The 22,857-nt window shown below is 72.1% G+C and carries 20 protein-coding genes and 2 tRNA genes; 13 read left to right on the plus strand and 9 right to left on the minus strand.

All coding sequences use genetic code 11. The annotated features are described in order from the left end of the window. Nucleotides 1-364: 364 nt before the first annotated feature. Nucleotides 365-1,618, minus strand: a complete 1,254-nt coding sequence (locus ABD160_RS15200) for a M18 family aminopeptidase (RefSeq protein WP_344022829.1) — start codon at nt 1,616-1,618, stop codon at nt 365-367. A gap of 31 nt (nt 1,619-1,649) precedes the next feature. Here ABD160_RS15200 and mftG point away from each other — a divergent pair, with 31 nt between their 5' ends. Genes mftG through ABD160_RS15215 form a run of 3 tightly spaced genes read left to right on the plus strand, consistent with a single transcriptional unit; the run spans nt 1,650 to nt 5,681 of the window. Next, on the plus strand, nt 1,650-3,134 hold the full coding sequence (gene mftG, locus ABD160_RS15205; RefSeq protein WP_344022831.1) for a mycofactocin dehydrogenase MftG: 1,485 nt from the start codon (nt 1,650-1,652) through the stop codon (nt 3,132-3,134). Next, a complete protein-coding gene (locus tag ABD160_RS15210) occupies nt 3,131-3,631 on the plus strand; it encodes a GNAT family N-acetyltransferase (RefSeq protein ID WP_344022833.1) in 501 nt (166 codons plus the stop codon). Before mftG ends, ABD160_RS15210 begins: the two co-directional genes overlap by 4 nt. Nucleotides 3,632-3,641: 10 nt before the next feature. After that, complete coding sequence (locus ABD160_RS15215) at nt 3,642-5,681, plus strand: M3 family metallopeptidase (RefSeq protein WP_344022835.1); 2,040 nt, start codon at nt 3,642-3,644, stop codon at nt 5,679-5,681. A gap of 62 nt (nt 5,682-5,743) precedes the next feature. On the opposite strand, the gene ABD160_RS15220 is transcribed toward ABD160_RS15215, so the two are convergent. Next, entirely contained in the window at nt 5,744-7,105 is a 1,362-nt protein-coding gene (locus ABD160_RS15220; protein ID WP_344022837.1) for a glycoside hydrolase family 16 protein, read from the minus strand. A 362-nt stretch (nt 7,106-7,467) separates the two neighbouring features. Here ABD160_RS15220 and ABD160_RS15225 point away from each other — a divergent pair, with 362 nt between their 5' ends. After that, nucleotides 7,468-8,190, plus strand: a complete 723-nt coding sequence (locus tag ABD160_RS15225) for a response regulator transcription factor (protein ID WP_344022840.1) — start codon at nt 7,468-7,470, stop codon at nt 8,188-8,190. 1 nt (nt 8,191) lies between these two features. On the opposite strand, the gene hisC is transcribed toward ABD160_RS15225, so the two are convergent. Then, complete coding sequence (gene hisC, locus ABD160_RS15230; RefSeq protein WP_344022842.1) at nt 8,192-9,244, minus strand: histidinol-phosphate transaminase; 1,053 nt, start codon at nt 9,242-9,244, stop codon at nt 8,192-8,194. A gap of 61 nt (nt 9,245-9,305) precedes the next feature. Here hisC and ABD160_RS15235 point away from each other — a divergent pair, with 61 nt between their 5' ends. The 5 genes from ABD160_RS15235 to ABD160_RS15255 all read left to right on the plus strand — a co-directional run bounded on the left by ABD160_RS15235 (nt 9,306) and on the right by ABD160_RS15255 (nt 13,683). Next, nucleotides 9,306-9,992, plus strand: a complete 687-nt coding sequence (locus ABD160_RS15235) for a dienelactone hydrolase family protein (protein ID WP_344022844.1) — start codon at nt 9,306-9,308, stop codon at nt 9,990-9,992. 809 nt (nt 9,993-10,801) lie between these two features. Further along, nucleotides 10,802-12,799, plus strand: coding sequence for an acetoacetate--CoA ligase (locus ABD160_RS15240; RefSeq protein WP_344022846.1), 1,998 nt, complete (start codon nt 10,802-10,804; stop codon nt 12,797-12,799). A gap of 95 nt (nt 12,800-12,894) precedes the next feature. Then, nucleotides 12,895-12,984 (plus strand) — tRNA-Ser (locus tag ABD160_RS15245). 51 nt (nt 12,985-13,035) lie between these two features. Then, nucleotides 13,036-13,111, plus strand: a tRNA-Arg gene (locus tag ABD160_RS15250). 110 nt (nt 13,112-13,221) lie between these two features. Continuing rightward, nucleotides 13,222-13,683 carry a hypothetical protein gene (locus tag ABD160_RS15255; RefSeq protein WP_344022848.1) on the plus strand — a complete coding sequence of 154 codons (462 nt, stop codon included), beginning with the start codon at nt 13,222-13,224 and terminating at the stop codon, nt 13,681-13,683. Nucleotides 13,684-13,701: 18 nt separating this feature from the next. On the opposite strand, the gene ABD160_RS15260 is transcribed toward ABD160_RS15255, so the two are convergent. The 4 genes from ABD160_RS15260 to ABD160_RS15275 all read right to left on the minus strand — a co-directional run bounded on the left by ABD160_RS15260 (nt 13,702) and on the right by ABD160_RS15275 (nt 17,521). Continuing rightward, complete coding sequence (locus tag ABD160_RS15260; RefSeq protein WP_344022850.1) at nt 13,702-14,748, minus strand: tyrosine-type recombinase/integrase; 1,047 nt, start codon at nt 14,746-14,748, stop codon at nt 13,702-13,704. A 259-nt stretch (nt 14,749-15,007) separates the two neighbouring features. Further along, nucleotides 15,008-15,175 carry a hypothetical protein gene (locus ABD160_RS15265; RefSeq protein WP_344022852.1) on the minus strand — a complete coding sequence of 56 codons (168 nt, stop codon included), beginning with the start codon at nt 15,173-15,175 and terminating at the stop codon, nt 15,008-15,010. A gap of 25 nt (nt 15,176-15,200) precedes the next feature. Beyond that, nucleotides 15,201-16,061: a transposase family protein gene (locus tag ABD160_RS15270; protein ID WP_344022854.1), complete on the minus strand. Its 861-nt coding sequence runs from the start codon at nt 16,059-16,061 to the stop codon at nt 15,201-15,203. Nucleotides 16,062-17,008: 947 nt separating this feature from the next. Next, complete coding sequence (locus ABD160_RS15275; protein ID WP_344022856.1) at nt 17,009-17,521, minus strand: site-specific integrase; 513 nt, start codon at nt 17,519-17,521, stop codon at nt 17,009-17,011. Nucleotides 17,522-17,789: 268 nt separating this feature from the next. Between ABD160_RS15275 and ABD160_RS15280 the strand changes: the two genes are divergently transcribed. Further along, the gene (locus ABD160_RS15280) at nt 17,790-19,025 is read left to right on the plus strand and encodes an IS110 family RNA-guided transposase (protein ID WP_344022858.1); all 1,236 of its coding nucleotides are present in this window, start codon (nt 17,790-17,792) and stop codon (nt 19,023-19,025) included. 75 nt (nt 19,026-19,100) lie between these two features. Here the strand turns inward: ABD160_RS15280 and ABD160_RS15285 are convergent, their stop codons facing one another. Then, complete coding sequence (locus ABD160_RS15285) at nt 19,101-20,363, minus strand: IS256 family transposase (protein ID WP_344022860.1); 1,263 nt, start codon at nt 20,361-20,363, stop codon at nt 19,101-19,103. Nucleotides 20,364-20,416: 53 nt separating this feature from the next. Here ABD160_RS15285 and ABD160_RS15290 point away from each other — a divergent pair, with 53 nt between their 5' ends. The 3 genes from ABD160_RS15290 to ABD160_RS15300 all read left to right on the plus strand — a co-directional run bounded on the left by ABD160_RS15290 (nt 20,417) and on the right by ABD160_RS15300 (nt 21,494). Further along, the gene (locus ABD160_RS15290) at nt 20,417-20,677 is read left to right on the plus strand and encodes a LuxR C-terminal-related transcriptional regulator (RefSeq protein WP_344023296.1); all 261 of its coding nucleotides are present in this window, start codon (nt 20,417-20,419) and stop codon (nt 20,675-20,677) included. A 101-nt stretch (nt 20,678-20,778) separates the two neighbouring features. Then, nucleotides 20,779-21,285, plus strand: a complete 507-nt coding sequence (locus tag ABD160_RS15295) for a hypothetical protein (protein ID WP_344022862.1) — start codon at nt 20,779-20,781, stop codon at nt 21,283-21,285. After that, on the plus strand, nt 21,282-21,494 hold the full coding sequence (locus ABD160_RS15300) for a hypothetical protein (protein WP_344022864.1): 213 nt from the start codon (nt 21,282-21,284) through the stop codon (nt 21,492-21,494). The genes ABD160_RS15295 and ABD160_RS15300 overlap by 4 nt, the downstream gene beginning before the upstream one ends. Nucleotides 21,495-21,501: 7 nt before the next feature. Here the strand turns inward: ABD160_RS15300 and ABD160_RS15305 are convergent, their stop codons facing one another. Next, nucleotides 21,502-22,002: a hypothetical protein gene (locus tag ABD160_RS15305; RefSeq protein WP_344022866.1), complete on the minus strand. Its 501-nt coding sequence runs from the start codon at nt 22,000-22,002 to the stop codon at nt 21,502-21,504. Nucleotides 22,003-22,857: the final 855 nt, after the last annotated feature.

A 22,857-nucleotide genomic window follows, 5' to 3' on the forward strand; every position in this document is an offset into this window, starting at 1 on the left:
CCGCGCCGCGCCGTGCCGTGCCCCGCCGTGCCCCCGCTCCGCGCCGAGATGCAGATCAGCGGGAATTGTTGATCTTTGCGGCCCGCTGATCTGCATCTCGGTGGCGCGAGGGGTGCGACGCGGCGCGAGGGGTGCGACGCGGCGCGGGGGGTGCGACGCGGCGCGGGGGAGGTGCGACGCGGCGCGGGAGGTGCGACGCGGCGCGCTGCGTGGCGTGGAGCGGCGGTGCGAGGTGCGTTACGGCGGTGCGCGGCGCGCTGCGTGGCGCGGTGTGAGGTGCGGCGCGGGCGCGGGCGGTGCGCGGTGCGACGAGGTGCGGAGCGGTGGCGCGGGGGCTCGGGGCGGCGCGGGGGCGCGGGGCGGGTCAGTCCGGGTCGGTCAGGAACTCGACGCCGACCTGCTGCAGCAGCTCCGGATCGCGCACCCCGCACAGCTCACGGGCCGAGTGCATGGACAGCACCGGGATCCCGACGTCGACGGTCCGGATCCCCAGCCGGGTCGCCATGATCGGCCCGACGGTCGACCCGCAGGGCACCGTGTTCTTCGAGACGAACACCTGGTTCGGCACGTCGGCGGCCCGGCAGGCGCGCTTCCAGGCGGCCGCGCCGGGCGCGTCGGTGGCGTACCGCTGCACCGCGTTGACCTTCAGCGACGGCCCGTGGTTGGGCAGCGACAGGTGGTCGGTGTCGTGCTTGTCCAGGTGGTTCGGGTGCGCCGCGTGGGTGACGTCCACCGACAGGCAGCGCGACCGCGCGAACACGGTGCGGCGGTCGTCGAACCCGCCGGCCAGCCGGGTCAGCACGGTCTCCAGCAGCGGCCCGGCCGCCCCGGTCGCCGAGTCCGAGCCGATCTCCTCGTGATCGAACCCGACGAACACCGGCACCGTCGCCGGGTCCCGCCGGGCGGCGGTGAGCAGTGCGGAGATCCCGGCGTGCACCGACGCCAGGTTGTCCAGCCGGGGCGCGGCCAGCAGCTCCTCGTCGCGGCCGAGGGTGGCCGGCGGGGTGAGGTCGAAGGTGAACAGGTCGTGCGCGGCGACGTCGGCCGGGTCCACCCCGGCGAGCGCGGCCAGGAACCCGACGAGATCGCCGCCCGCCGGGTCGCCGATCCCCCAGACCGGCAGCAGATGCCGCTGCGGGTCCAGGGTGAGGCCCTGGTTCACGCCGCGGTCGAGATGGATCGCGAGCTGCGGGATGCGCAGCAGCGGCCGGTCCACAAGCACCGGCACGACCCGGCCGTCGTAGAGCGCGAGCCGCCCGGCCAGCCCCAGGTCGCGGTCCAGCCACGAGTTCCACAGCGCGCCGCCGTAGACCTCGACGCCGACCTGCCGCCAGCCCGCCGTCCCGACGTCCGGGTTCGGCTTGACCTTGAACCCCGGCGAGTCGGTGTGCGCGGCGAACACCCGCAGCGGCCGCGGCGCGCCGGCGGGCTGCCACCAGGCCAGGATCGTGCCGTCGCGCACCAGGTACCGGCCGCCGGCGCCGTCGATCCACGGGCCGTCCTCGGGTTGTTCGACGAAGCCCTCGGCGGTCAGCCGGCGGACGGCCTCGGCCACCGCGTGGTACGGCGACGGGCTCGCGGTGAGGAACGCGGAGAGATCACGGGCGGCGTCGGTCACGTGAGGCATCCTGTCAGTGATGATGGCGGCGATGACGGAGACCTTCGACGTGGTGGTGGTCGGCGCCGGGTCAGCGGGCTGCGCGCTGGCCGGGCGGCTCGCCGCGCGCGGGATCCGGACGGCGCTGGTGGAGGCCGGGGCCGTCGTCGTCCCGCCGGAGTCGACGCCGATCGCCTCGCTCGCCGCGACCGCGCCCGGGCACGTGCTGAACTGGGCGTACCACGCGACGCTGGCGCACGGCCGGGAGGCGACGGTGCCGCGCGGCCGGGTGCTCGGCGGCTCCGGCGCGATCAACGGCGGCTACTTCGTGCGCGCGGTGCCCGCCGACTTCGCGGACTGGGCCGTCCCGGACTGGTCCTACGACGACGTGCTGCCCTACTACCGGCGGCTGGAGCGCGATCTCGACTTCTGCACCGCCGACGTGCACGGCGACTCCGGGCCGCTGCGGATCTCCCGGCCGGCCGGCCCGCTGCTGGCCCCGGTCACCGAACCGTTCCTGCGGGCCTGCGCCGAGCTGGGCTACCCGGCCGAGCCGGACAAGAACTCCGGCGACCCGCCCGGCGCGGGCCCGGTCCCCACGAACGCCGTCGACGGCCGGCGGATCAGCTCGGCGACCGCGTACCTGCCGCCGCCGTGGGGCGAGGCCGAGTGGTGCGACGCGCTGACCGTGCTCGGCGGCCGGGCCGTCGACACCCTGCTGCACTCCGGTGGCCGGGTGCACGGCGTCCGGATCGGCGACGACGAGCTGCTCGCCGGGGAGGTCGTCGTCAGTGCCGGTGCGGTGGGCACCCCGGCGCTGCTGCAGCGGTCCGGGATCGGGCCGGAGGACACCCTGCGCGCGGCCGGGGTCCCGGTCCGGCACGAGCTTCCGGGCGTCGGGCGCGGCTGGTCGGACCATCCGGCGGTGTTCCTGCCGCTGCGCAGCGGGCTGCCCGATCCGGACCCGGACGCGGTGGCCGGCCAGGCCGCGCTGAACCTGGACTCGGGCACCGACCCGGCCGGCGACCTGGAGGTCCTGTTGTTCGCTCATCCGTTCGCGCCGGGCGGCCCGGCACACCTGATGTGCGCCGTGCAGCGCCCGGACAGCCGCGGGATGCTCGCGGTCACCTCACCGGACCCGGCGGACCCGCCGCGGCTGGACTTCCGCTACCTGCGCAGCACCTCGGACCGGCACCGGATGCGGGCCGCGGTCCGGATCGGCGCGGAGATCCTGCGGGTGGCCGGCTGGGACCGGGCCGGGGCGGACGACGGCGGCCCGGCCGGCTGGGAGCTGGGCAACGACACCCGGCTCGACGAGTGGGTGCAGGGGCGGCTGACCACCTCGGTGCACCTGTCCGGCAGCGCGCGGATGGGCACCGGGCCGGACGCCGTCGTCGGGCCGGACCTGCGGGTGCACGGCCTGGCCGGGCTGCGGGTCGCGGACACCTCGATCCTGCCGTCGGTCCCGCGGCGCGGCCCGGCCGCCACCGCCGTGATGATCGGCGAGCGGGCCGCCGACCTGGTGGTGGCGTCGTGATCCGGCCCGCCGTCCCGGCCGACGCACCGGCGCTGCGCGAGATCGAGCGGGCCGCGGGCGAGCCGTTCCGGGAGATCGGGCTGGACGTCGTCGCCGACGACGAGCCGCCACCGGCCGCGCTGCTGGCGGCCTACGCGACGGCCGGGCGCGCGTTCGTCGCCGAGCACGACGGCCGCCCGGCCGGGTACCTGCTCACCGAGCTCGTCGACGGCTGCGCGCACCTGGAGCAGGTGTCGGTGCTGCCCCGGATGCGCGGCTCCCGGATCGGCGAGGCACTCGTCGAGCACCTGGCCGGGTGGGCCCGCGACCGGCGGCTGTCCGCGCTGACCCTCACCACCTACCGGGACGTGCCGTGGAACGGGCCGTACTGGCTGCGGCTCGGGTTCCGCGAGCTGATCGAGCTCGGCCCCGGTCTGCGGGCGGTCCGGGACGCCGAGATCGCCCGCGGCCTGGACGTCTGGCCGCGGCTGGCGATGCGCCGGGACCTGGGCTCGTAGTGTCGCCGGTATGACGACCGCGGAGAACCCGTTCCTCACCCCGAGCGAGCTGCCGTTCGCACTCCCCGACACCACCCGGATCCGCGACGACCACTACCTGCCCGCGTTCGAGGCCGGGATGGCGCAGCAGCGCGCCGAGGTGGCCGCGATCGTCGGCGCCGGGGAGCCGACCTTCGAGAACACGGTGGCCGCGCTGGAGCGTTCCGGCTCCGTGCTGGACCGGGTGTCGGCGCTGTTCTTCACCCGGGTGTCGGCGCACACCTCCCCGGCGATCCAGGAGATCGAGGCCCGGGTCGCGCCGCTGCTCGCCGCGCACGTCGACGCGATCCGGCTCGATCCCGAGCTGTTCGCCCGGATCGACGCGCTGCACGCCCGCCGGGACACCCTCGGGCTCGGCGCCGAGTCGCTGCGGCTGCTGGAGCGCCACCACCGGGACATGGTCCGGGCCGGGGCGCAGCTCGGTGCGACCGAACAGGCCCGGCTGCGGGAGCTGAACGAGGAGCTGTCCGGGCTGACCACCGCGTTCGGCGCGATGCTGCTGGCCGGGGCGAACGCGGCCGCGGTGCACGTCACCGACCGGTCCCGGCTCGACGGGCTCTCCGACGACGCGATCGCGGCCGCCGCGGCGGCGGCCACCGACCGCGGCTACGACGACGGCTGGCTGCTCACCCTGGTGCTGCCGACCGGTCAGCCCGCCCTCGGGGCGCTGACCGACCGGTCGCTGCGCGAGGAGCTGCACCGCGCCTCGGTGTCGCGCGGGCTGGACGGCGAGCACGACACCCGCGCGACGGTACTGCGGATCGTGCGGGTGCGGGCCGAGCGGGCGCGGCTGCTCGGCTACCCGGACCACGCGTCCTACGTGATCGACGACGCGACCGCGGGCACCGCGCAGGCGGCCCGGGAGATGCTGGAGTCGCTGGTCCCGGGCGCCGTCGCGAACGCCGACCGGGAGCTGGCCGACCTCGCCGGGCTCGCCGGGACCGAGCTCGAGCCGTGGGACCGCGCGTTCCACGCCGAGCGGTTCCGCCGGGAGCGGCTCGCCGTCGACGACGCGGCGCTGCGGCCGTACCTGGAGGCCGAGCGGGTGATCACCGACGGCGTGTTCCGGGCCGCCGGGGAGCTCTACGGCATCCGGTTCGCCGAGCGCACCGACCTGCCCGCCTACCACCCCGACGTCCGCTGGTGGGAGGTCAGCGACGACGCCGGCGCGGTGCTCGGCCTGTTCGGTGCGGACCTGTGGGCGCGGCCGTCGAAGCGCGGTGGTGCCTGGATGAACTCGCTGGTCACGCAGTCGTCGCTGCTCGGGACGACCCCGGTCGTGCTGAACACGCTGAACCTGGTGAAGCCGGCCGCCGGCGAGCCGGCGCTGCTGTCGCTGGACGAGGTCCGGACGCTGTTCCACGAGTTCGGGCACGCCCTGCACGCGCTGTTCTCCGACGTCGAGTACCCGACGTTCGCCGCCACCGCGGTGCCCCGCGACTTCGTCGAGTTCCCCAGCCAGGTCAACGAGATGTGGCTGGAGGACCCGCAGATCCTGGCGTCGTTCGCCCGGCACCACGCGACCGGCGAGCCGCTGCCCGCCGAGCTGCTCGCGGCGGCGCTCGCCGCCCGCGGGTACGGCGAGGGATTCGCCACCACCGAGTACCTGGCGGCGGCGCTGCTCGACCAGGCGTGGCACCGGCTCTCGCCGGAGGAGGCCGACGCGGTCGCCGACGTCGGCGCGTTCGAGCAGCAGGCCCTGGAGGCGGCCGGGATCGCGCATCCGCTGATCCCGCCGCGCTACCGGACGACGTACTTCAACCACGTCTTCGGCGGCAGCGGCTACGCGGCCGCCTACTACTCCTACATCTGGGCCGAGGTGCTCGACGCCGACACGGTCGCCTGGTTCGGCGAGCACGGCGGGCTGCGCCGGGAGAACGGCGACCGGTTCCGCCGCGAGGTGCTGTCCCGCGGCGGCTCGGTGGACGCGATGACGGCCTACCGCGCGTTCCGCGGCCGGGACCCGCGGATCGAGCCGCTGCTCACCCGGCTCGGGCTCGCGACCGGCTGACCGCCGGGCACCCCCGCCGTCCGATGGGGAGCGCCGGACGGCGGGGGTGCCCGGGCGGGACGTCAGGAGTACATGCGCATCCAGGCGACCCGCATCTCGCTCGGTGCGGGCGGGCCACCGCCGCCGGGGAAGTAGTCCAGCTGGATCGCGGCGTGCATCGGGCCCGGCGGCAGCGTCTGCGGGTCCTCGGAGCGGAACCACTCCTCGCCGTTGATGTAGCCGATCACCGCGTTCGGGGTCCACTCGACGGCGTAGTTGTTCCACTGCGTGATGTCGAGCGTGCGGCGCGCGTCGACCTGCGAGTTGTCCGCCCCGTAGTGCAGGAAGAACGACACGTCGTCGCTGGCGCTGGTGGTCTCGGCGAAGTCGATCTCGCCGCCTCGCGGCCACTCGATCTCGCTGGGCCACAGCAGGATCACCGGGTGGTACTGCCGGTCCCCGGCCGGGAACTGGGCGCGCACCTCCCACTTGCCGTACTGCCGCGGGGTGCCCCAGGCGATGCCGCCGGTGTTGCCCTGGGAGTCGCCGCGGATCACCAGGTTGCCGTTCTCCACCGACACCGCGTCCGGGGTGCGGCGGCCGTTGCCGTCGTGACCCGCGCTGTCGTAGGCGGACCAGCCGCCGCCGAGGCTCGATCCGGTGAACTCGTCGCCGCCGATCGCCTGCCAGCCCCGGGCCAGCGCCGCCTGCACGCCGTCGCCGGCGACCTGGGGGGCGCTCCCGCCGCCTGCGCCGGCGCCGCCCGCGGGGGCCTGCTGCCGGTCGCCGCCGCCACCGGTCCGGGCGCGCTCCTCGGCGCGGCGCTCGGCGGCCTCCCGGGCCGCGATCGCCTCGCCGATCCGGTCGGTGGCGCCCAGTGCGGCGTCGCCGAGCGCGGTCCCGCCGCCGGAGCCGATGGCCGGGTTGCTGGCGAGCGTGCTGTCCGAGGCCGACCGGCGCGACGAGTCGTCGAGCAGCGCCGTGCTGAGCGACGGGTCCTCGGTGCCGGGCTGCAGCAGGGTGAGCACCATCGTCGCGGCCAGGATCGCCGCGGCGCCCACGCCGAGCGGCGCGATCCGGCGGATCCGGGAGCGCCGGGCCGACGCGGCGCGGTCGATCTCGATCACGGTCGAGTTCCCGGCGCGGCCGCCGGCGGGCCGGTCGTCCGGCTCGTGCAGCTCGGCGATGGCCAGCGCGGTCGCCGTGCCCGCCGTGCCTGCCGGGTCGGCCGTGTCTGCCGCGTCCCGTGCGCGGCGGTGCCGGCCGGACGCCGAGACCGGGGCCTCCGCGAGCAGGGTCGTCGCCGGGACGGCCGACGCTGCCGCGGGGTCGGCATGCCGGCCCCGGGGGGAGGGCACAGAGGGGGAGCTGTGCTCTGCGGCGACCCGCTCGATCAGGTCGCGGGGGTCGACCTGATCAGCCGCAGCGGAACTCTTCCGTCGCATGATCGAAGACTCTATGTAGCGTGACCCAGTGTGAACAGCCTCGCTGAGAAGGGTGGTTGCCTCCCCGCGCCGACAGGTAGCGAATCAGCGACGATCTGCAGAATTCGACCAAATCGGCAGGATCTCTGCGCCGAACGGCGCAGTAGCGGTCTCAGATTCACTCGTTCGACGTACACCGACACAGTGCGTCGCACCGTTAGCCGATTGTGACCGGCTACCGGTCGCGGGAGGGTGACACCGATGTGCTCCCCGCCTTCCCGAACCCGACCGTCCGTGCCGTGAAGGACCACGCTCCCCGTGTCGTTCCCGGCCCCGCCCCCGGTGCCCCCGCCGGTCCTGCGTCCGGTGCTGTGTCCGGTGCTGTGTCCGGTGCGGACCCCCGTCCGTACATCCCGGCGCCGCGCGCCCCGTCGCTTCCGCTGACCGTGCTGCTCGCGGTGCCGCCGTCCGCGGGATCGGCCTCGCTCGGCCGCGGCCTGCGCCAGGATCTCGGCGCCGAGGGGCTCGACCTCGCCGTCGCCGCCGACGGCATCGAGCTGCTCGACGCGGTGCGCGCCGGAACCGCCGATCTCGTCGTGCTCGATCTCGAGCTGCCCGGCCCCGATCCGACGGTCCTGCTGGGCGCGGTGCAGGCGGAGTCGCCGCCGACGCCGGTGATCGCCGTCGTCCCGCGCGAGCGCCGGGCGGGGGTGCTCGGACTGCTCCGCGGCGACCGGGACGACTTCCTGGTCCGGCCGTTCGTGCCCGACGAGCTCGCCGCGCGGATCCGGCTGCGGCTGCGGGCCGCCGTCGGGCTGCCCGCGCCCACCGTGATCGGCCAGGGCGGGGTGTCGGTCGACGTCGACTCCGGCCAGGTGTTCGCCGACGGCCGCCGGGTCGCGCTCTCGCCCACTGAGTACGCGCTGCTGCTGGCGCTGGCCGAACGGGCCGGCGAGGTCGTCACGCACGACGAGCTCGCCCGCCGGGCCTGGTCCGAGCCGGTGTCGGCGAACCTGGTGCAGGTCTACATCTCCTACCTGCGGCGCAAGATCGGCCCCGAGCGGATCCGCACCGTGCGCGGCACCGGCTACCAGCTGGAGGGGTGAGTCAGAGCGCGAAGGCGCCGGCGACGTCGAGCAGGGTGTCGTTCTCCTGCGGGGTGGAGACGGTGACCCGCACGCCGTCCGACGGGAACGGGCGCACGATCACCTTCCGCTCGGCGCAGTGCGCGGCGAACTCGGCGGCCCGCTCCCCGAGCGGCAGCCAGACGAAGTTCGCCTGGCTGTCGGGGACGGTGAAGCCGCTGCCGCGCAACGCGTTCGCCACCCGGTCGCGCTCGCTGACGACGTCCGCGCAGCCGGCCAGGATCTCCGCGCTGTGCTCCAGCGCGGCGATCGCGCCGGCCTGCGCGACCGCGCTGATGCTGAACGGCGGGCAGACCTTCCGCAGCGCCGTCGCGACCTCAGCGGACGCGAGCGCGTAGCCGACCCGCAGGCCGGCCATCCGGTACGCCTTGGAGAACGTCCGCAGCACGACCAGGTTCGGGTGCCCGTCGAGCAGCGGCCGCCCGGAGACGGCGTCCGGGTCGGTGACGTACTCGGCGTACGCCTCGTCCAGCACGACCAGCACGTCCGGCCCGACGGCGGCCAGGAAGCGCTCGAACTCGGCGCGGTGCACCGCGGGCCCGGTCGGGTTGTTCGGGCTGCACACGAACACCAGCCGGGTGCGCTCGGTGACGGCGGCGGCCATCGCGTCCAGATCGTGCCGGAAGTCCGCGGTCAGCGGCACCGTGCGGACCGCGGCCGCGCCGATCTGGGTCACGATCGGGTACGCCTCGAACGAGCGCCAGGCGAACAGCACCTCGTCGCCCGGCCCGACGCAGGTGGCCTGCACGAGCTGCTGGCAGATCGTCACCGAGCCGCAGCCGACGGCGATCCGCTCCGGCTCCAGGTCGTGCACCGCGGCCAGCCGCGCGGTCAGCTCGACCACCCCGAGATCCGGGTAGCGGTTGGCGCCCGCCGCGGCCCGCGCGATCGCCTCGAGCACCGGCGGTGCAGGTGGATCGGAGACCTCGTTGCTGGCGAGCTTGATCGCCCCGGGCACCGTCCGGCCCGGCACGTAGGCGGGCAGCGTGTCCAGATCGGGACGGATCGGCGTCATGCGGGCAACGGTAACGGGCGGGGGTCGAAACCCGGACGCCTGCTCTGGTTGAGTGACGCCCATGACGACGGGCATCCGGATCGAGGGCGTTCCGCTGACGGACGGGGGAGAACTCCGGCTCAGCGTCGCCGAGCCCGACGGTCCGGTGCGCGGTGGCGTGGTGGTGCTGCACGAGGCCCGGGGGGTCACCGAGATCGTCCGGCGGATCGTCGACCGGCTCGCCGCGGACGGCTGGCTGGCCGTCGCACCGCACCTCTACCGCGGGGACGACGATCCCGACGCCGGCGACGACGACACGGTCGCCGAGCGGGTCGGCAGCCTGACCTTCCAGCAGGTGATGGACGACTGCGACACGACGTTCGGCTGGCTCGCCGACACCGGCGTCGAGGCCGACCGGATGGGCGTGCTCGGGTTCGACCTCGGCGGCACCGTCGCGCTGCAGGTCGCGGCCCGCCGCACCTTCGGCGCGGCGGTCACCGTCGCCGGGGAGGGCATCGAGTCCTCGCCGTCGCCGAGCGTCCCCGCGCTGGTCGAGGCGGCACCCGACCTGACCTGCCCGTGGCTGGGGATCTACTCCGAGGCCGACAGCGACGCCGTCGGGCGGCTGCGCGCCGCGGCCGAGTCCTCCGGTGTCGCGACCGACGTGGTCGTCTACCCGAGCACCGGGCACCGGTTCGACGACGACCCGGAATCGGCTGCGGAGGCGTGGGAGCGGGTGCTGAACTGGTTCGACTCGCACCTGCGCTGATCGCGTGGGTCGGGGTGCGGTCCGGTGGGGCCGCGTCTCCGGATCGGCGTCGCGTCCGCTGACCCTGGCGCCGCACCTGCCGGGTCGGTGTAGCACCTGCTGAGCCGATGCGGCGCCCCTGGCTCGGCCCCGCCCGCCTGGTCCGGGCGTCGCGCCCCTGGCCCGGCGTCGCACCTCTGGCTCGGCGTCGCACCCCTTGCCCGGGCGTCGCACCTCTGCCTCGGCGCCGCACCCCTTGCCCGGGCGTCGCAGCTCTGGCTCGGCGTCGGGCCTCTGGCGCGGGCGTCGGACCTCCGGCTCGGGCGTCGGACCTCTGGCCCAGCGTCGCACCCCTGGCTCGGGCGTCGCAGCTCTGGCGCGGCGTCGGGCCTCTGGCGCGGGCGTCGGACCTCCGGCTCGTTGTCGCACCCCTGGCCCGGCGTCGCACCCCTGGCTCGTTGTCGCACTCCCTGGAGCAGGTGCGAGGTCGCGCTGGGGGTGCGAATGCCTGGGCCGGGCGGAGTGCCGCACCCCCAGTTCGTCGCCGCACCTGCTGGAACGGGTGCGAGGTCTCGCCAGGGGTGCGGCGTCGCGCAGCGACCCGGCGCGGCGGTCGCCGCCTCGCGCAGTGCAGCGGCGGGCCGACCGGCCGTCGCGGGACCCAGCGCCGGGCCGGCCGGCGCCCGCCGCGCAGCGGACCGCGACCGCGACCGCACCGGGAGCGGCCACCCGGAACCCACCACCGGGGTGTGGTGCACCCCCAGCTCCGGAGCGGGGATGTGGGGCGCGACCACTGGTGCCGGGCCGGTCCGGTCAGGGAAGCTGATGCCATGGCGTCAGTGCAGACCGTGACCGATCCGGAGACCCCCGAGCTGCTGTGGAGCCCGGACCCGGAGCAGGTGCCGCACACCGAGATCGTGCGGTTCGCGACCTGGGCCCGGGACGAGCGGGGCGCGCCGATCGAGGACGTCACCGACTACCGGCAGCTGCACGAGTGGTCGGTGACCGACCTGGAGGGCTTCTGGGGCGCCGTCGCCGAGTTCTCCGGCGTCATCTTCCACGACCGGCCCACCGCCGTGCTGGGCTCGCGGGACATGCCGGGCGCCGAGTGGTTCCCCGGCGCGACGCTCAACTACGCCGAGCACGCCCTCACCCCCGGGCCCGGCCGGGCCGACGCCGACGTGGCGATCGAGTTCGTCCGCGAGGACGGCCTGACCCGCACCGTCACCCACGCCGAGCTGCGCGACCAGGTCGCCAGGGCCCGCGCCGGGCTGGTCCGGGCCGGCGTCGGGCAGGGCGACCGGGTCGTCGCGCTGGCGCCGAACTCGGTCGAGACGCTGGTGGCCTTCCTGGCGACGGCGAGCCTGGGCGCGATCTGGTCGTCCTGCTCGCCGGACTTCGGCGCCCGCGCCGTGCACGACCGGTTCGCCCAGATCGAGCCGACGGTGCTGGTCGCCGTCGACGGCTACCGCTACAACGGCAAGGGCTTCGACGTCCGGGCGAACGTCGCGTCCCTGCAGCAGCAGATGCCCTCGCTGCGGGAGGCCGTGCTCGTCGGGTACCTGGACCCGGAGGCCACCCTCGACGGGACGACGCCGTGGAGCGAGTTCACCGCGCAGGCCGGCCCGCTGGAGTTCACCCCGGTCCCGTTCGACCACCCGCTGTGGGTGCTGTACTCGTCCGGCACGACCGGCCTGCCGAAGGGCATCGTGCACGGCCACGGCGGCATCGTGCTGGAACACCTCAAGGCGATGCGGCTGCAGCACGGGCTCGGGCCGGGGGAGCGGTTCTTCTGGTTCACCACCACCGGCTGGATGATGTGGAACTTCCTGGTCGGCGGGCTGCTGGTCGGATCCACGATCGTGCTGTTCGACGGCAGCCCCGGCCATCCCGACCTGAACGCGCTCTGGGCGCTGGCCGCCCGCTACCGGGTGTCGCTGTTCGGGGTGTCCGCGCCGTACGTGCAGTCCTGCATGAAGGCCGGCCTGCGCCCCGGCGACGACCACGATCTCTCCGCGCTGCGCGCGCTCGGCTCCACCGGCGCCCCGCTGTCGGTGGAGGGCTTCCGCTGGATCGGTGAGGCCGCGGGGAGCCACATCCAGATCTGCTCGGTGTCCGGCGGCACCGACGTGTGCGCGGCCTTCCTCGCCTCCGCGCCGACCGTGCCGGTCTGGCTGGGCGAGCTGTCCTGTGCGGCGCTGGGCGCCGACGTCCGGTCCTACGCCGAGGACGGCACCGACCTGCTCGACGACGTCGGCGAGCTGATCATCACGACGCCGACGCCGTCGATGCCGGTGATGTTCTGGAACGACCCGGACGGCAGCCGGCTGCGCGAGGCCTACTTCGAGGACTTCCCCGGCCGCTGGCGGCACGGCGACTGGGTGCGGCGCACCCCGCGCGACTCGTTCGTCATCTACGGCCGGTCGGACTCCACGCTGAACCGCGGCGGCGTCCGGATGGGGACGGCGGACTTCTACTCCGTCGTCGAGGGCTTCGAGGGGGTCGCCGACTCGCTGGTGATCGACACCACCGCGCTGGGCGCTCGCGAGGAGGGCGCGCTGCTCTGCTTCCTCGTGCTGGCCGACGGGTACACCCTCGACGACGTCGAGCCCGGCCTGCGGACGGCACTGCGCAAGGAGCTCTCGCCGCGGCACGTGCCGGACCGGTTCGTCGTCGTGGACGCGGTGCCGCGCACCCTCAACGGCAAGAAGTGCGAGGTCCCGGTGAAGAAGATCCTCTCCGGGACCCCGGCGGAGAAGGCCGTCTCCGCGGGTGCGCTGCAGAACCCGGAGTCGCTGAACCCGTTCGTCGAGCTGGCGGGTCGCTGAGCCGAACCGTCCCGGGGCCCCCGTGCGGGGCCCCGGTTCAGCGGCCGGGGAGGCGCCGTGTAGTGTTGTCCTCGCTGGTGGCCGTAAGGCACCGAGGAGGCTTCGCCTAGTCTGGTCTATGGCGCCGCACTGCTAATGCGGTTTGGGGTAACCCCCCATCCCGGGTTCAAATCCCGGAGCCTCCGCAGCGGCACGGCGGACCTACCGGACCGGCGGGTCGACAACTGAATGATCATGCGCCCGTAGCTCAACGGATAGAGCATCTGACTACGGATCAGAAGGTTAGGGGTTCGAATCCCTTCGGGCGCGCCACATAACCCCTGGTAGATCGTCTGCATGGCGATCACCAGGGGTTCTTTGTTGGTCAGGATGACACTGGTGTGACACCGGGCGTGCTCCGACGCGTGCGACACACTGTCGCTGTGGTCCAGATCAGCGCAGCCATCATCGCCGCGTCCGTCGCGCTCGTGGTGGCGTTCCTGACGCCAACCGTGACCTCGCTCCGGGCCCGCCGGCAGGCGGTCCACGACAAGTTCGACGCGGCGCTCTCCGCTTTGTTGCTGGTGCAGGCTTCCCGGCAGCGTCCCCAGGGTCTGAAGGCGACGCCCGCTGGCTGGACACCCCAGGAGCACCGAGCCCTGAACCTGCGCACGGCTGAGAGCGGCTTCGAGTTCCACATCAAATGCACGGCCGATGCCAAGGTCGCGCTGGCCGCCATCGCGCCGTACGTGCCTGAGGTCCGCGACTACATCACCAGCAAGTGGGAGCTGCGGGAGGACGAGGAACCCGAGCTGCGGACCAAGGTCGATGCTCGCCGCGCGGCAGCGGTCAAGTCCGAGCGGCTGTTCCTGGCTCGCCGTCCCCTGCCGTCTCAGGGCGTCTGACGTTTCGCGCCCATGTCGTCACCCCAGCGACAACGCGCAGTCGCGCCTACGGACGCGCTGGGCGTGCGCACGGTGGGTGTGGATCACGCGTCGCGTCGCGTGCCTGACACTGCGAGGCACGAGGGCGTAGGCGGCTTCGGCTGCTGCGCTGGCCACCTCGGGATAGACGCTGGTGTACGTGTTCGCGGTCAGCGCCATGTTGGAGTGGCCGAGCGTCTTCTGGACGACCTTCATCGAGACCCCGGCTGCGAGGAGCAGGGACGCGGCCCCGTGGCGCAGGTCGTGCAGCCGGATGGGCGGCAGGTCCGCGTCCATCGTGAGCGCCTCGAACTGGTCCGAGACCTGGTTCGGGTCGAGGGGCGAGCCGTCAGGGCCGCAGAAAACCTTGCCGCTCCTGATCCACCCCCCACCGGCCGCGAGACGGTCCTTGCGCTGAGCCTGGCGATGAGCCCGCAGGACCTCGACGGTGTCGCGGCCGAGGCTGATCGTGCGCTCGCCTGCGTCGGACTTCGGGGTGTCCTCGATGATCTTGCCGGCAACGCTGATGCGCTGGCGCACGATGGCGATAGTGCCGGTGTCGAGATCGACGTCGTCCCACTCCAGGCCGCAGGCTTCGCCGCGGCGTAGGCCACGATGCGCGTACAGGTGCCACAGCGCGTACAGGCGGTCCCCAGCGGCCGTGTCGAGGAACTGCCCGAGCTGATCGGGGCGCCACACCATGACGGGGCTGGGTGTGGAAGCGAGTAGCCGCGCCCGCTTCGCGCTCTTGCCCGCCCGACGTAGCTCGTCCACCTCACCTTGCCATCGGCGGACCCGGTCCTCTGTCCACACCAACCCCTTCGGCCTCTTCGCGGTCCTGAGCTTGACCAGGCTGGCCGGGTTGGTCGAGATCAGCCCCTGGCGCATGGCGTCGTTGAGCGCCCCGCGCATAGTGGCCCGTATGCGCTGCACAGACGTCGGCCCGACAGGGCGGGTAGCCCTGCCCCGCGCCCACTTCTCGTTGTGCTCGTCGATGTAGTCGAAGATCTCCTGAACGTGCTCGACGCGGAGATCCGCGAGGCGCACATGGCCGATGATCGGCTCGAAGTAGTGATCGACGTGACCGGTGTAGCTGGTTGGCCGCGGCCTCTCGCTCGGCCACCCACGTGTCGAAGCGGGTCTTCCGCTCGGGCAGGTCGTCGGACTCGAACGCGTAGCGGCCACTGGAGCCGACAGCCTCGTAGTCCTTGCTGGCGCGGAGGAACTGGCGCAGCAGGCGGGGTGTGGTGCCCACGTGCTCGGCGGCGGGCTTGGTGGCGATGGTGTCGGACATGATCGTTCTCCCTCAGTCGTTGAACAGGTCGTACGTGGGGTCGGACAGGGACTCGGTCGTCACGCGGTAGATCACGCAGAAGACTTCGACGTACGCGCCCACACCCAGCCGGTCAGCCTCGACACGACAGGCGGCCAGGTCGTCGCTGCGCATGTGCTCGCAGCCCTCGGCGTCGCGCACGATGCAGACAGGTGCTGGGACGGGATCAGGCACACGCGGCCAGCCGATCGCACAGCGTGCAGATCCCATTGAGCCTTTGCCAACCTGATGATGCGTTGGCGAGCATGAGGGTTTGAACTGCGGCGATGAGCTTGTCGGCGCTGTTCGGACTGGACCGGATCTTCCTCAGGATCTTCCAGTTCTTCAGCTCGGCGTTGACCCGCTCGCCCGGTCCACGGCGGCGAGCGTGGGCGGTGTTCACGTCCTTCTGGTTGAGGGAGAGCCGCCGGTAGCGGCCGGTGTCGGGATCGAGGCGGCGACGTCGCTGCGGGACCGCGACCGTCGGGCCGGCTCCTTGGTAGGCGGTGTCGGCCGCGGCCTGGATCTTATGGTCGGTCAGCGCGTCGATGATGCCGTGCTCGCGGGCGGCGCCCATGTCGTGGCGGGCGCCGGGCAGCGGTGGTGAGATCCACACCAGCCGGCCGATCGGGTCGGCGATGACCTGCACGTTCACCCCGTGTGCCTTGTGCTTGCCGCTGTAGAACGCCCGGTCATACCCCGAGCTCATCCCGACTCGGTCGATGCGCAACAGCGTGCCGTCGAGGATCACGAACGCCTTCCGCTTCGCCACCTCGATCGCCTGTTCCAGCGTCGGCGCCAGCGCGGCGAGCAGGTCGAGGGCCTCACGGATGTAGCGGTAAACGGTAGAGGTGCCGATCTCGAAGCCGCAGGCGAGGTCGGCGTAGGTCTCGCCTTTGCGCAGGTAGGCGACCACGAGCAGGGCCTGGCGGCCGGCGGGCAGCTTTCGCCACCGGGTCCGGCGCTGGTTGCGGTGCGCTCGCAGCGCATCGGCCAGCACGCCGAGGGCGCGGCTGGACACGGTCATCCCGGACGGGTAGGACAACACATCGAAGCTCCTGGTTGGACGGACTGATCTAGGCAATCGCCCGTCTACCAGGAGCTTCACCCATTCGAGGTCACGCCACGCCGCATCAGTCCTGACCGGCCCGTCCAGCAGGTTGGCAAAGGCTCATTGTTAGTCGGGCCGTTGCACGACAGGGCTCGACCAATTCGAGGCCGACGCGGGCAGCCGTCTTCGTGATCGTGTACACGGACGCACCCTTGGTGCGCCGGCACTTCGAGCGGGCGGACTTCGTCGTGTCGTGCGAGCAGTTCGCGTGTGCGGTGTTCGTCGTCATGAGACGAACGTAGGAGAGCTCGACGTGTAGTCCCTAGGTCGATCGAGCAAGATCTTTATAACGGCTTACCCAGGAGATCGGCGAGGGTGTGGGCCAGTCCCGACCGTAGCCCTGGCCTCGGCGTTGACGGTGCTTGCCGCGTCTGAGGTATCGACGGACAAGGGCGATCAGTCGTCTCACCAAAGAATGCTATGAGTGCTCAATCCGCGGACATGGGCGCGCAGTCGATTGTGTCGTCGTGTGGTACTGCCCGTACGTGCACGTCGTTCAATGCACCGGAGGGAAAAGGCTGTCCTGTCTGCAGAAATAGCGTCTCGATGTGTTTATTCGCTCAACAGGGAAAGGCGTCCAAGTTCTGCCTGTTACCCACTACGGATCAGAAGGTTAGGGGTTTCGAATCCCTTCGGGCGCGCAAGAGAAAGTCCAGGTCAGGCCCTTGTTTCACTCCGGTGGGGCTGGGCCTGACGTCGTTTGGGGCCCGGTGTCTCACCGGTTTCTCACACCTAGTTGAACGTGTAGAGCTTGCCGAGGGTGTCGGCCCCGAGGCCAGGTCCTCGGCGTGGTCGGCATGCACGTACTGGCGCATCGTGAACGAAGCGTCGTAGTGGGCCTGCCCACCGGCTGATGATCGAGACCGGGACACCGGCCTTCTCCATCAACGACAGGGTCGTGTGCCGACCCCTCGTGCAGAAGGATCCGCCGCAGCGCGGCCGGCTTCGACAGCCGCCCGAACTCGTCGGAGAACCACCTCCGGGTGCACTGGCGCGCCCAGCTCGTCAACCACGACGTGCCCTGACGCCTCGTACCCCTCACCGGCCGCCAGGCGCTCCCGGGCCTGCGTCGTCCGGAGGGCCCGCAGCGCGCCGGCGAGTGCTTCGTCCAAGGGCAGTGTCCGCACTCCGTTACGGGTCTTCGGCTCCTGCTCGATCACTGTGACCTCAACGAGAACCCGGGCCCGCCGCACCGACAGGGTCCCCGCGTCGAGATCCACGTCTTCGTCCCAGCGGAGACCGAGCACCTCACCACGGCGCAACCCATACAGGGACAGCCGCCACGCCGCGTGCAGCCGGTCCTCTGCTGCGGTCCGCAGGAACGATCGGACCTCATCAGCCGTCCAGGTGCCTCGCTCCGCAGGAACGTACCGGGGAGGGGTGACCAGCTTCGCCACGTTCCGCACGATCAGGCCCTCGGCCTGTGCCGTCTCCAGCTCTGAATCCCCGTTACCTTCTTGATCAAGCCCGGTGAGGGCTTGCAGGCCGCCGGCCGCGGTATGACTCGTTGCCCCTGTCGCTCGATGATCTGGGGGGTGTTGTCGCCGCGGCCGGAGAACACTCATGACCGCTGACAGAGACCTGACCGCACTTCGGTCTGCTCGTAACGTGGCTGCCGGCGCGGGTGCTCCAGGTCGGCCTGCTGCGACGAGGAGGGAGCGGCCGATGCCCGATCCTGATCAGCCCCCGACGACCGGGTATGCGGTGTTCTGCGGCCTCGACGTCGGTAAGTCCGAACACCACGCCTGCGCGATCGACACCACCGGCACACGGCTGCACGACAAGCCGCTGCCCAACGACGAGACCGCATTGCGCGCCGTGTTCACCGCCCTCGCCGAGCACGGCCGGGTGCTCGTAGTGGTCGATCAGCCCGCCTCGATCGGCGCCTTGGCCGTCGCCCTCGCCCGCCACATGGGCGTCGACGTGGCGTATCTGCCCGGGCTGGCGATGCGCCGCATCGCCGACCTGCACCCCGGCCAGGCCAAGACCGACGCCCGCGACGCACACGTCATCGCCGAAGCCGCCCGCACCATGCCCCACACCCTGCGCCGGGTCGGCACCGACGACGAAACCCTCGCCGAGCTGACCGTGTTGGCCGGCTACGACGACGACCTCGCCGGACAGTCCACTCGGCTCACCAACCGGCTCCGCGACGCCATGCTGCACGTCCATCCAGCCCTGGAACGCCTGATCGGACCACGTCTGGACCGCGGCAGAGTGCTCGACCTGCTCGCGGTCGCACCGACCCCGCAGGCGCTGCGCGAGCTGGGTGTCGACGGGATCGCTGAGGTGATGCGCCCACGCTCGCCGCGGCTGGCCCGCACCCTGCCCACTCAGATCCTGGCCGCACTCGATGCCCAGACCCTGATCGTCCCCGGCACCGCCGCGTTCGCCCGGGTCGTCACCGGTGTCGCCACGCAGCTGCGTGAGGTTCACCGCGAACGCGACGATCTGGCCACCGAACTCAAGGCCCGCCTGGAGGCCCACCCTCTTGGACCGGTCCTGACCTCGATGCCCGGCGTCGGGGTCAGGACCGCCATCAAGATCCTCACCATCGTCGGTGATGGGCGAGCGTTCCCCACCGCCGGACACCTGGCCGCCTACGCCGGCCTCGCCCCGGTCACCCGACGGTCCGGCTCGTCGATCAAGGGAGAGACCCGATCCCAACGCGGCAACCACGCACTGAAATCGGCCCTGTTCCTGTCCGCGTTCGCCTCCCTCGGTGACCCGGCAAGCCGCGCCTACTACGACCGCAAGCGGGCTCAGGGCAAACGGCACAACGCCGCCCTGATCTGCCTCACCCGGCGGCGCACCGACGTCATCTACGCCATGCTCCGCGACCGCCGCCCCTACACGCCGCCGACCCTCAGCGAACCCGATCCCGGCCTAATCGCCGCTTGACGACCCCATAGAGACACCCCCCGGCGTGTTCCGGGGGGACTGTCCGATCAACGGTGTAACCGGCGTTGATGGGGTTCAGGTGTTGCTCGCGACGATACGGCCTTCGAAGGTGATCGCGAACGCGTTCAGTGCTGGCTTCCAGCGCATCGACCACCGCGCCTTGCCCTTCCCGGTCGGGTCCAGGGACCGGGTGACCAGGTAGAGACACTTCAGCGCGGCCTGCTCGGTGGGGAAGTGTCCGCGGGCGCGGACCGCGCGCCGATAGCGAGTATTCAAGGACTCGATCGCGTTTGTGGAGCAGATGACGCGGCGGATCTCCACGTCGTAGTCCAGGAACGGCACGAACTCTGTCCACGCCCGCGTCCAGAGCGTCCCGATCGCCGGGTACTGGCCGCACCAGCGGGCGGCGAACTCGTCGTAGCGCGCCTGGGCCGCGGCCTCGGTGGATGCGGTGTAGACCGGCCGCAGGTCCTTGGCCATGGCCTCCCAGTCGCGGCGGGAGGCGTAGCGGAAGGTGTTGCGGATCAGGTGCAGGATGCAGGTCTGTACCACGGTGGCCGGCCAGACGGTGGTGATCGCGTCGCCGAGACCGGTCAGGCCGTCGCAGACCGCGATGCAGACGTCGGCGGTGCCGCGGTTCTTGATCTCGGTGAGCACGGCGAGCCAGTACTTCGCGCCCTCGCCGCCGACGCCGGCCCAGATCCCGAGCACGTCACGGCGACCGTCGACGGTGACGCCGATGACGACGTAGAACGGGCGGTTGGTGACCTGGCCGTCGCGGACCTTGACGTGGATCGCGTCGATGAAGATCACCGGATAGACCGGGTCGAGCGGTCGGTTCTGCCACTCGGTCATCTCCTCGACGACCTTGTCGGTGATGCGGGAGATGGTGTCCTTGGAGACCTTGGCGCCGTAGACCTCCTCGAAGTGCGCCGCGACCTCGCCGGTGGTCAGGCCGCGCGCGGTCAGCGACAGCACGATCTCGTCGATGCCGTCCAGGCGGCGTTGCCGCTTACGCACGATCACTGGCGCGAAGCTGGCGTCACGGTCGCGTGGGACCTCGATCTCGACTGGGCCGATCTCGGTCAGAACCGTCTTCGACCTGGTGCCGTTGCGGGAGTTCTGGCCGTTGCGACCGGCCGGGTCGTGAGGTTCGTAGCCCAGGTGCTCGCTCATCTCCGCCTCCAGTGCGGTCTCGAGCACGGTCTTGGTCAACCCGGCGAGCAGACCGCCCGGGCCGACGAGCTCGACACCTTCGGCGCGGGCCGCCTCGACGAGCTGCTGGGCAAGCTGTTGCTGATCAATCCGGTCGGGCACAGGCTCGATCGTGCTGGTCATGACTGCTCCTCCCACCGAGCTGCGCTCGGCGTGTCGGACCAGTTACACCGAAGATCAGACAGTCCCACCGGGCGGTCCAGGCCCTCGCGCTCGCCGCGGCCGGCACCCCGAACGGGGAGATCGCCGTCCGCCTCGGCACCTCCGAGGACATGGCGAAGAAGTTCATCCAGCGGGCCTGCCGGGCGTTGGGCGCCGCGAACCGTGTCCAGGCGGTCGTCCTGGCCCTGGTCCGCGGGGTGCTCGTCCTGGACGCGGGTGGTGTCGGGCGGGGCCCGACGTCGCTGCGGGACGCCCGCCGGGTGGTGTCGTCGTGACGGCCCGCCGGTGGGTGTTCGTGTCGTCGGCGGCGATCTCGAACGTCGCGGAGCTGCTGCTGTGGCTGTAGCAGGTCGTCGACCGGTCCCGCGGCGACGTCGTGGTGCTGCGGCGTCGCCCGGCGACGGCGAAGGAGCAGGAGCACGGTGTCGTGCCGCAGGAGGCACGGCCGGGGGTGGAGGCGGCCGCCGAGCGGATCGTAAGACAATCCATCCGGGCGACGGTGGATCTCGTCGACGACCCCGCCGCGGAGATCCCGGGCTGCGACGGGTGGGCCGTCGGGATCCGCGACCTGGACCCGGTGCCGCTCGCGGTGCTCCGCGCCGGGGAGGACTCCGGTGTGCCGGGGGTGTGCCGCCGGCAGGGCCGCTACCCGTTCCGGGACGACCCGGACTCGGTGGCCGGCCAGGAGGCCGCGGCGCGGCGGCAGGCCGCCGCGGACCGCAACCGCGCCCAGCGGGCCCGTGACGCCGCCCGCGAATCGGCCCGCACGACCGCCCAGCGTCGCCGTGACGCCGCCGTGCCCGCCCAACGCACCCGAACCCCCGGGGAGGCCCGACAGCGGGCCTGGGACGCGCACCTCGCCCGCCAGGGAGCGGGGGCGTGACCGCCGCCGGCCGCCGGAAACCACGAGGGCACCGCGCCCCCGGCGGGAAGGCCCGGATCCCGGTCAGCTTCCGCACCGCCGTCTCGTCCCGCGACCTCCTCGACCGGGCCGCCGACCGGGACGGCATCGACCGGTCCGACCTGATCCGCCGCTACTGCTACGAAGGTCTCCAACGCGACGGCCTCATCCCCCGACCGGGAGCCCGGTAACCCCTACTCATTTCCTGATGCAGCCGTCGTAGACCTCCAACGCACCTATCGCCGCGCCGACGACAAGCCCCAGGCCGGTCATGGTCAACCCGCCCGCGACGACGGCGAGCTGCGCCTTCGCTTGAGAGATCGCGCAGCCCGCCGCGTCCCGGGGCCGATCCCGGAGAACGATCTCCTCCAAGAGGCGGATCAGAGCCCAGATCGTTTCCTGCTCGACCGGGGCGGACGGCTCGGTCGTCCTGGTCACCGCCCGCTCGGCGAGAAGTTCACTCATCTTCTGGGCGAGCTCATGGAGATCCTGGAGGCGTTCCTCCGGGGTGAGGTCACCGCGGAACGCCCGATCGCGGCTCTCGTAGATCAGCGGCGCGGCAGCCCACACCATGTCGATCGTCTCGCGTGCGTCGCCGAACGGGTTGTAGGGCGGCGTTGACGGCGGCGGCTGATCCGTGGCGATCCGCTCGGTGGCGGGCGACTCGATGACCGGGTCCTGCGTGGCGGTGTTCGGCATGCCGGGTGCTCGCGACGTGCCGGGGCGATGTTACGGCGGGTCGCCGTACCCCTGCCCGCTGTCACCGTCCCGTGGAAGGGCGTCGATGAGCTGGCTGCGACGAGATCACCGGCGCCAGGAGGGCGCCACTAAACCTTCGGGGGTCACCCGCCGGGCAGCACGCTATGAAGAGCCTGGGCTAAACCCACGAGCTCGGCTTGGTTTCCCACTGTGTCCCGCTCTTGATGTCGGCCCCGAAAGGGGTGTTGCACTTCGTGCAGGTCCGAAGTATTTGGTCCGTGCACAGGGTGGTGCAGCGCGCACAGAAGGCCAGTAATCGGTCACGCGACTTTGTTCCCTGGCAACGCGGACATGCATGGATTTGGCCACCGACGAGGCCGCTCAGTGCTCCCCCGAAGCCCCCGCCGAGAGCTGCCGCACCGAGGCCGAAAAGTGTCCTGCCGCGACGCTGCTTGCTGACAGCCTTGGTGTGGCGCGGGTTGGTTAGCCATTCATTCCCGCAGGACTCGCACCGGTGGCCGATCCGGAGGTCAGCAGATCGCCAGATCTCCTCCTGTGTAGAGAGCTCCTCCCACGCCCGTGCTTGCGTTTCGGTAAAGTAGATTACGTCCGATACTGTTCCGCGCCAGTCGGGACGGTAGCCGCCGTGAGTCAGAAGAAGCATTCGGGTTATCTCAGAAATGTCAGCGCATGTCAGGTCGGAATGCTGCCACTCGATGGCGAATGCCCCGATCGCCAATATGTTTCTGAGAGGACCGAGTGGCATTCGGTCGTAACCGAATCGCTGTAGATGATCACTCCCCGAGACTGCGGCGCGATACGAAACGGACCCCGTGAGTGTCGGGCGGCGAGCAT

Origin of the sequence: Pseudonocardia kongjuensis (genome assembly GCF_039526905.1) — a bacterium.
Lineage (GTDB): Bacteria > Actinomycetota > Actinomycetes > Mycobacteriales > Pseudonocardiaceae > Pseudonocardia > Pseudonocardia kongjuensis.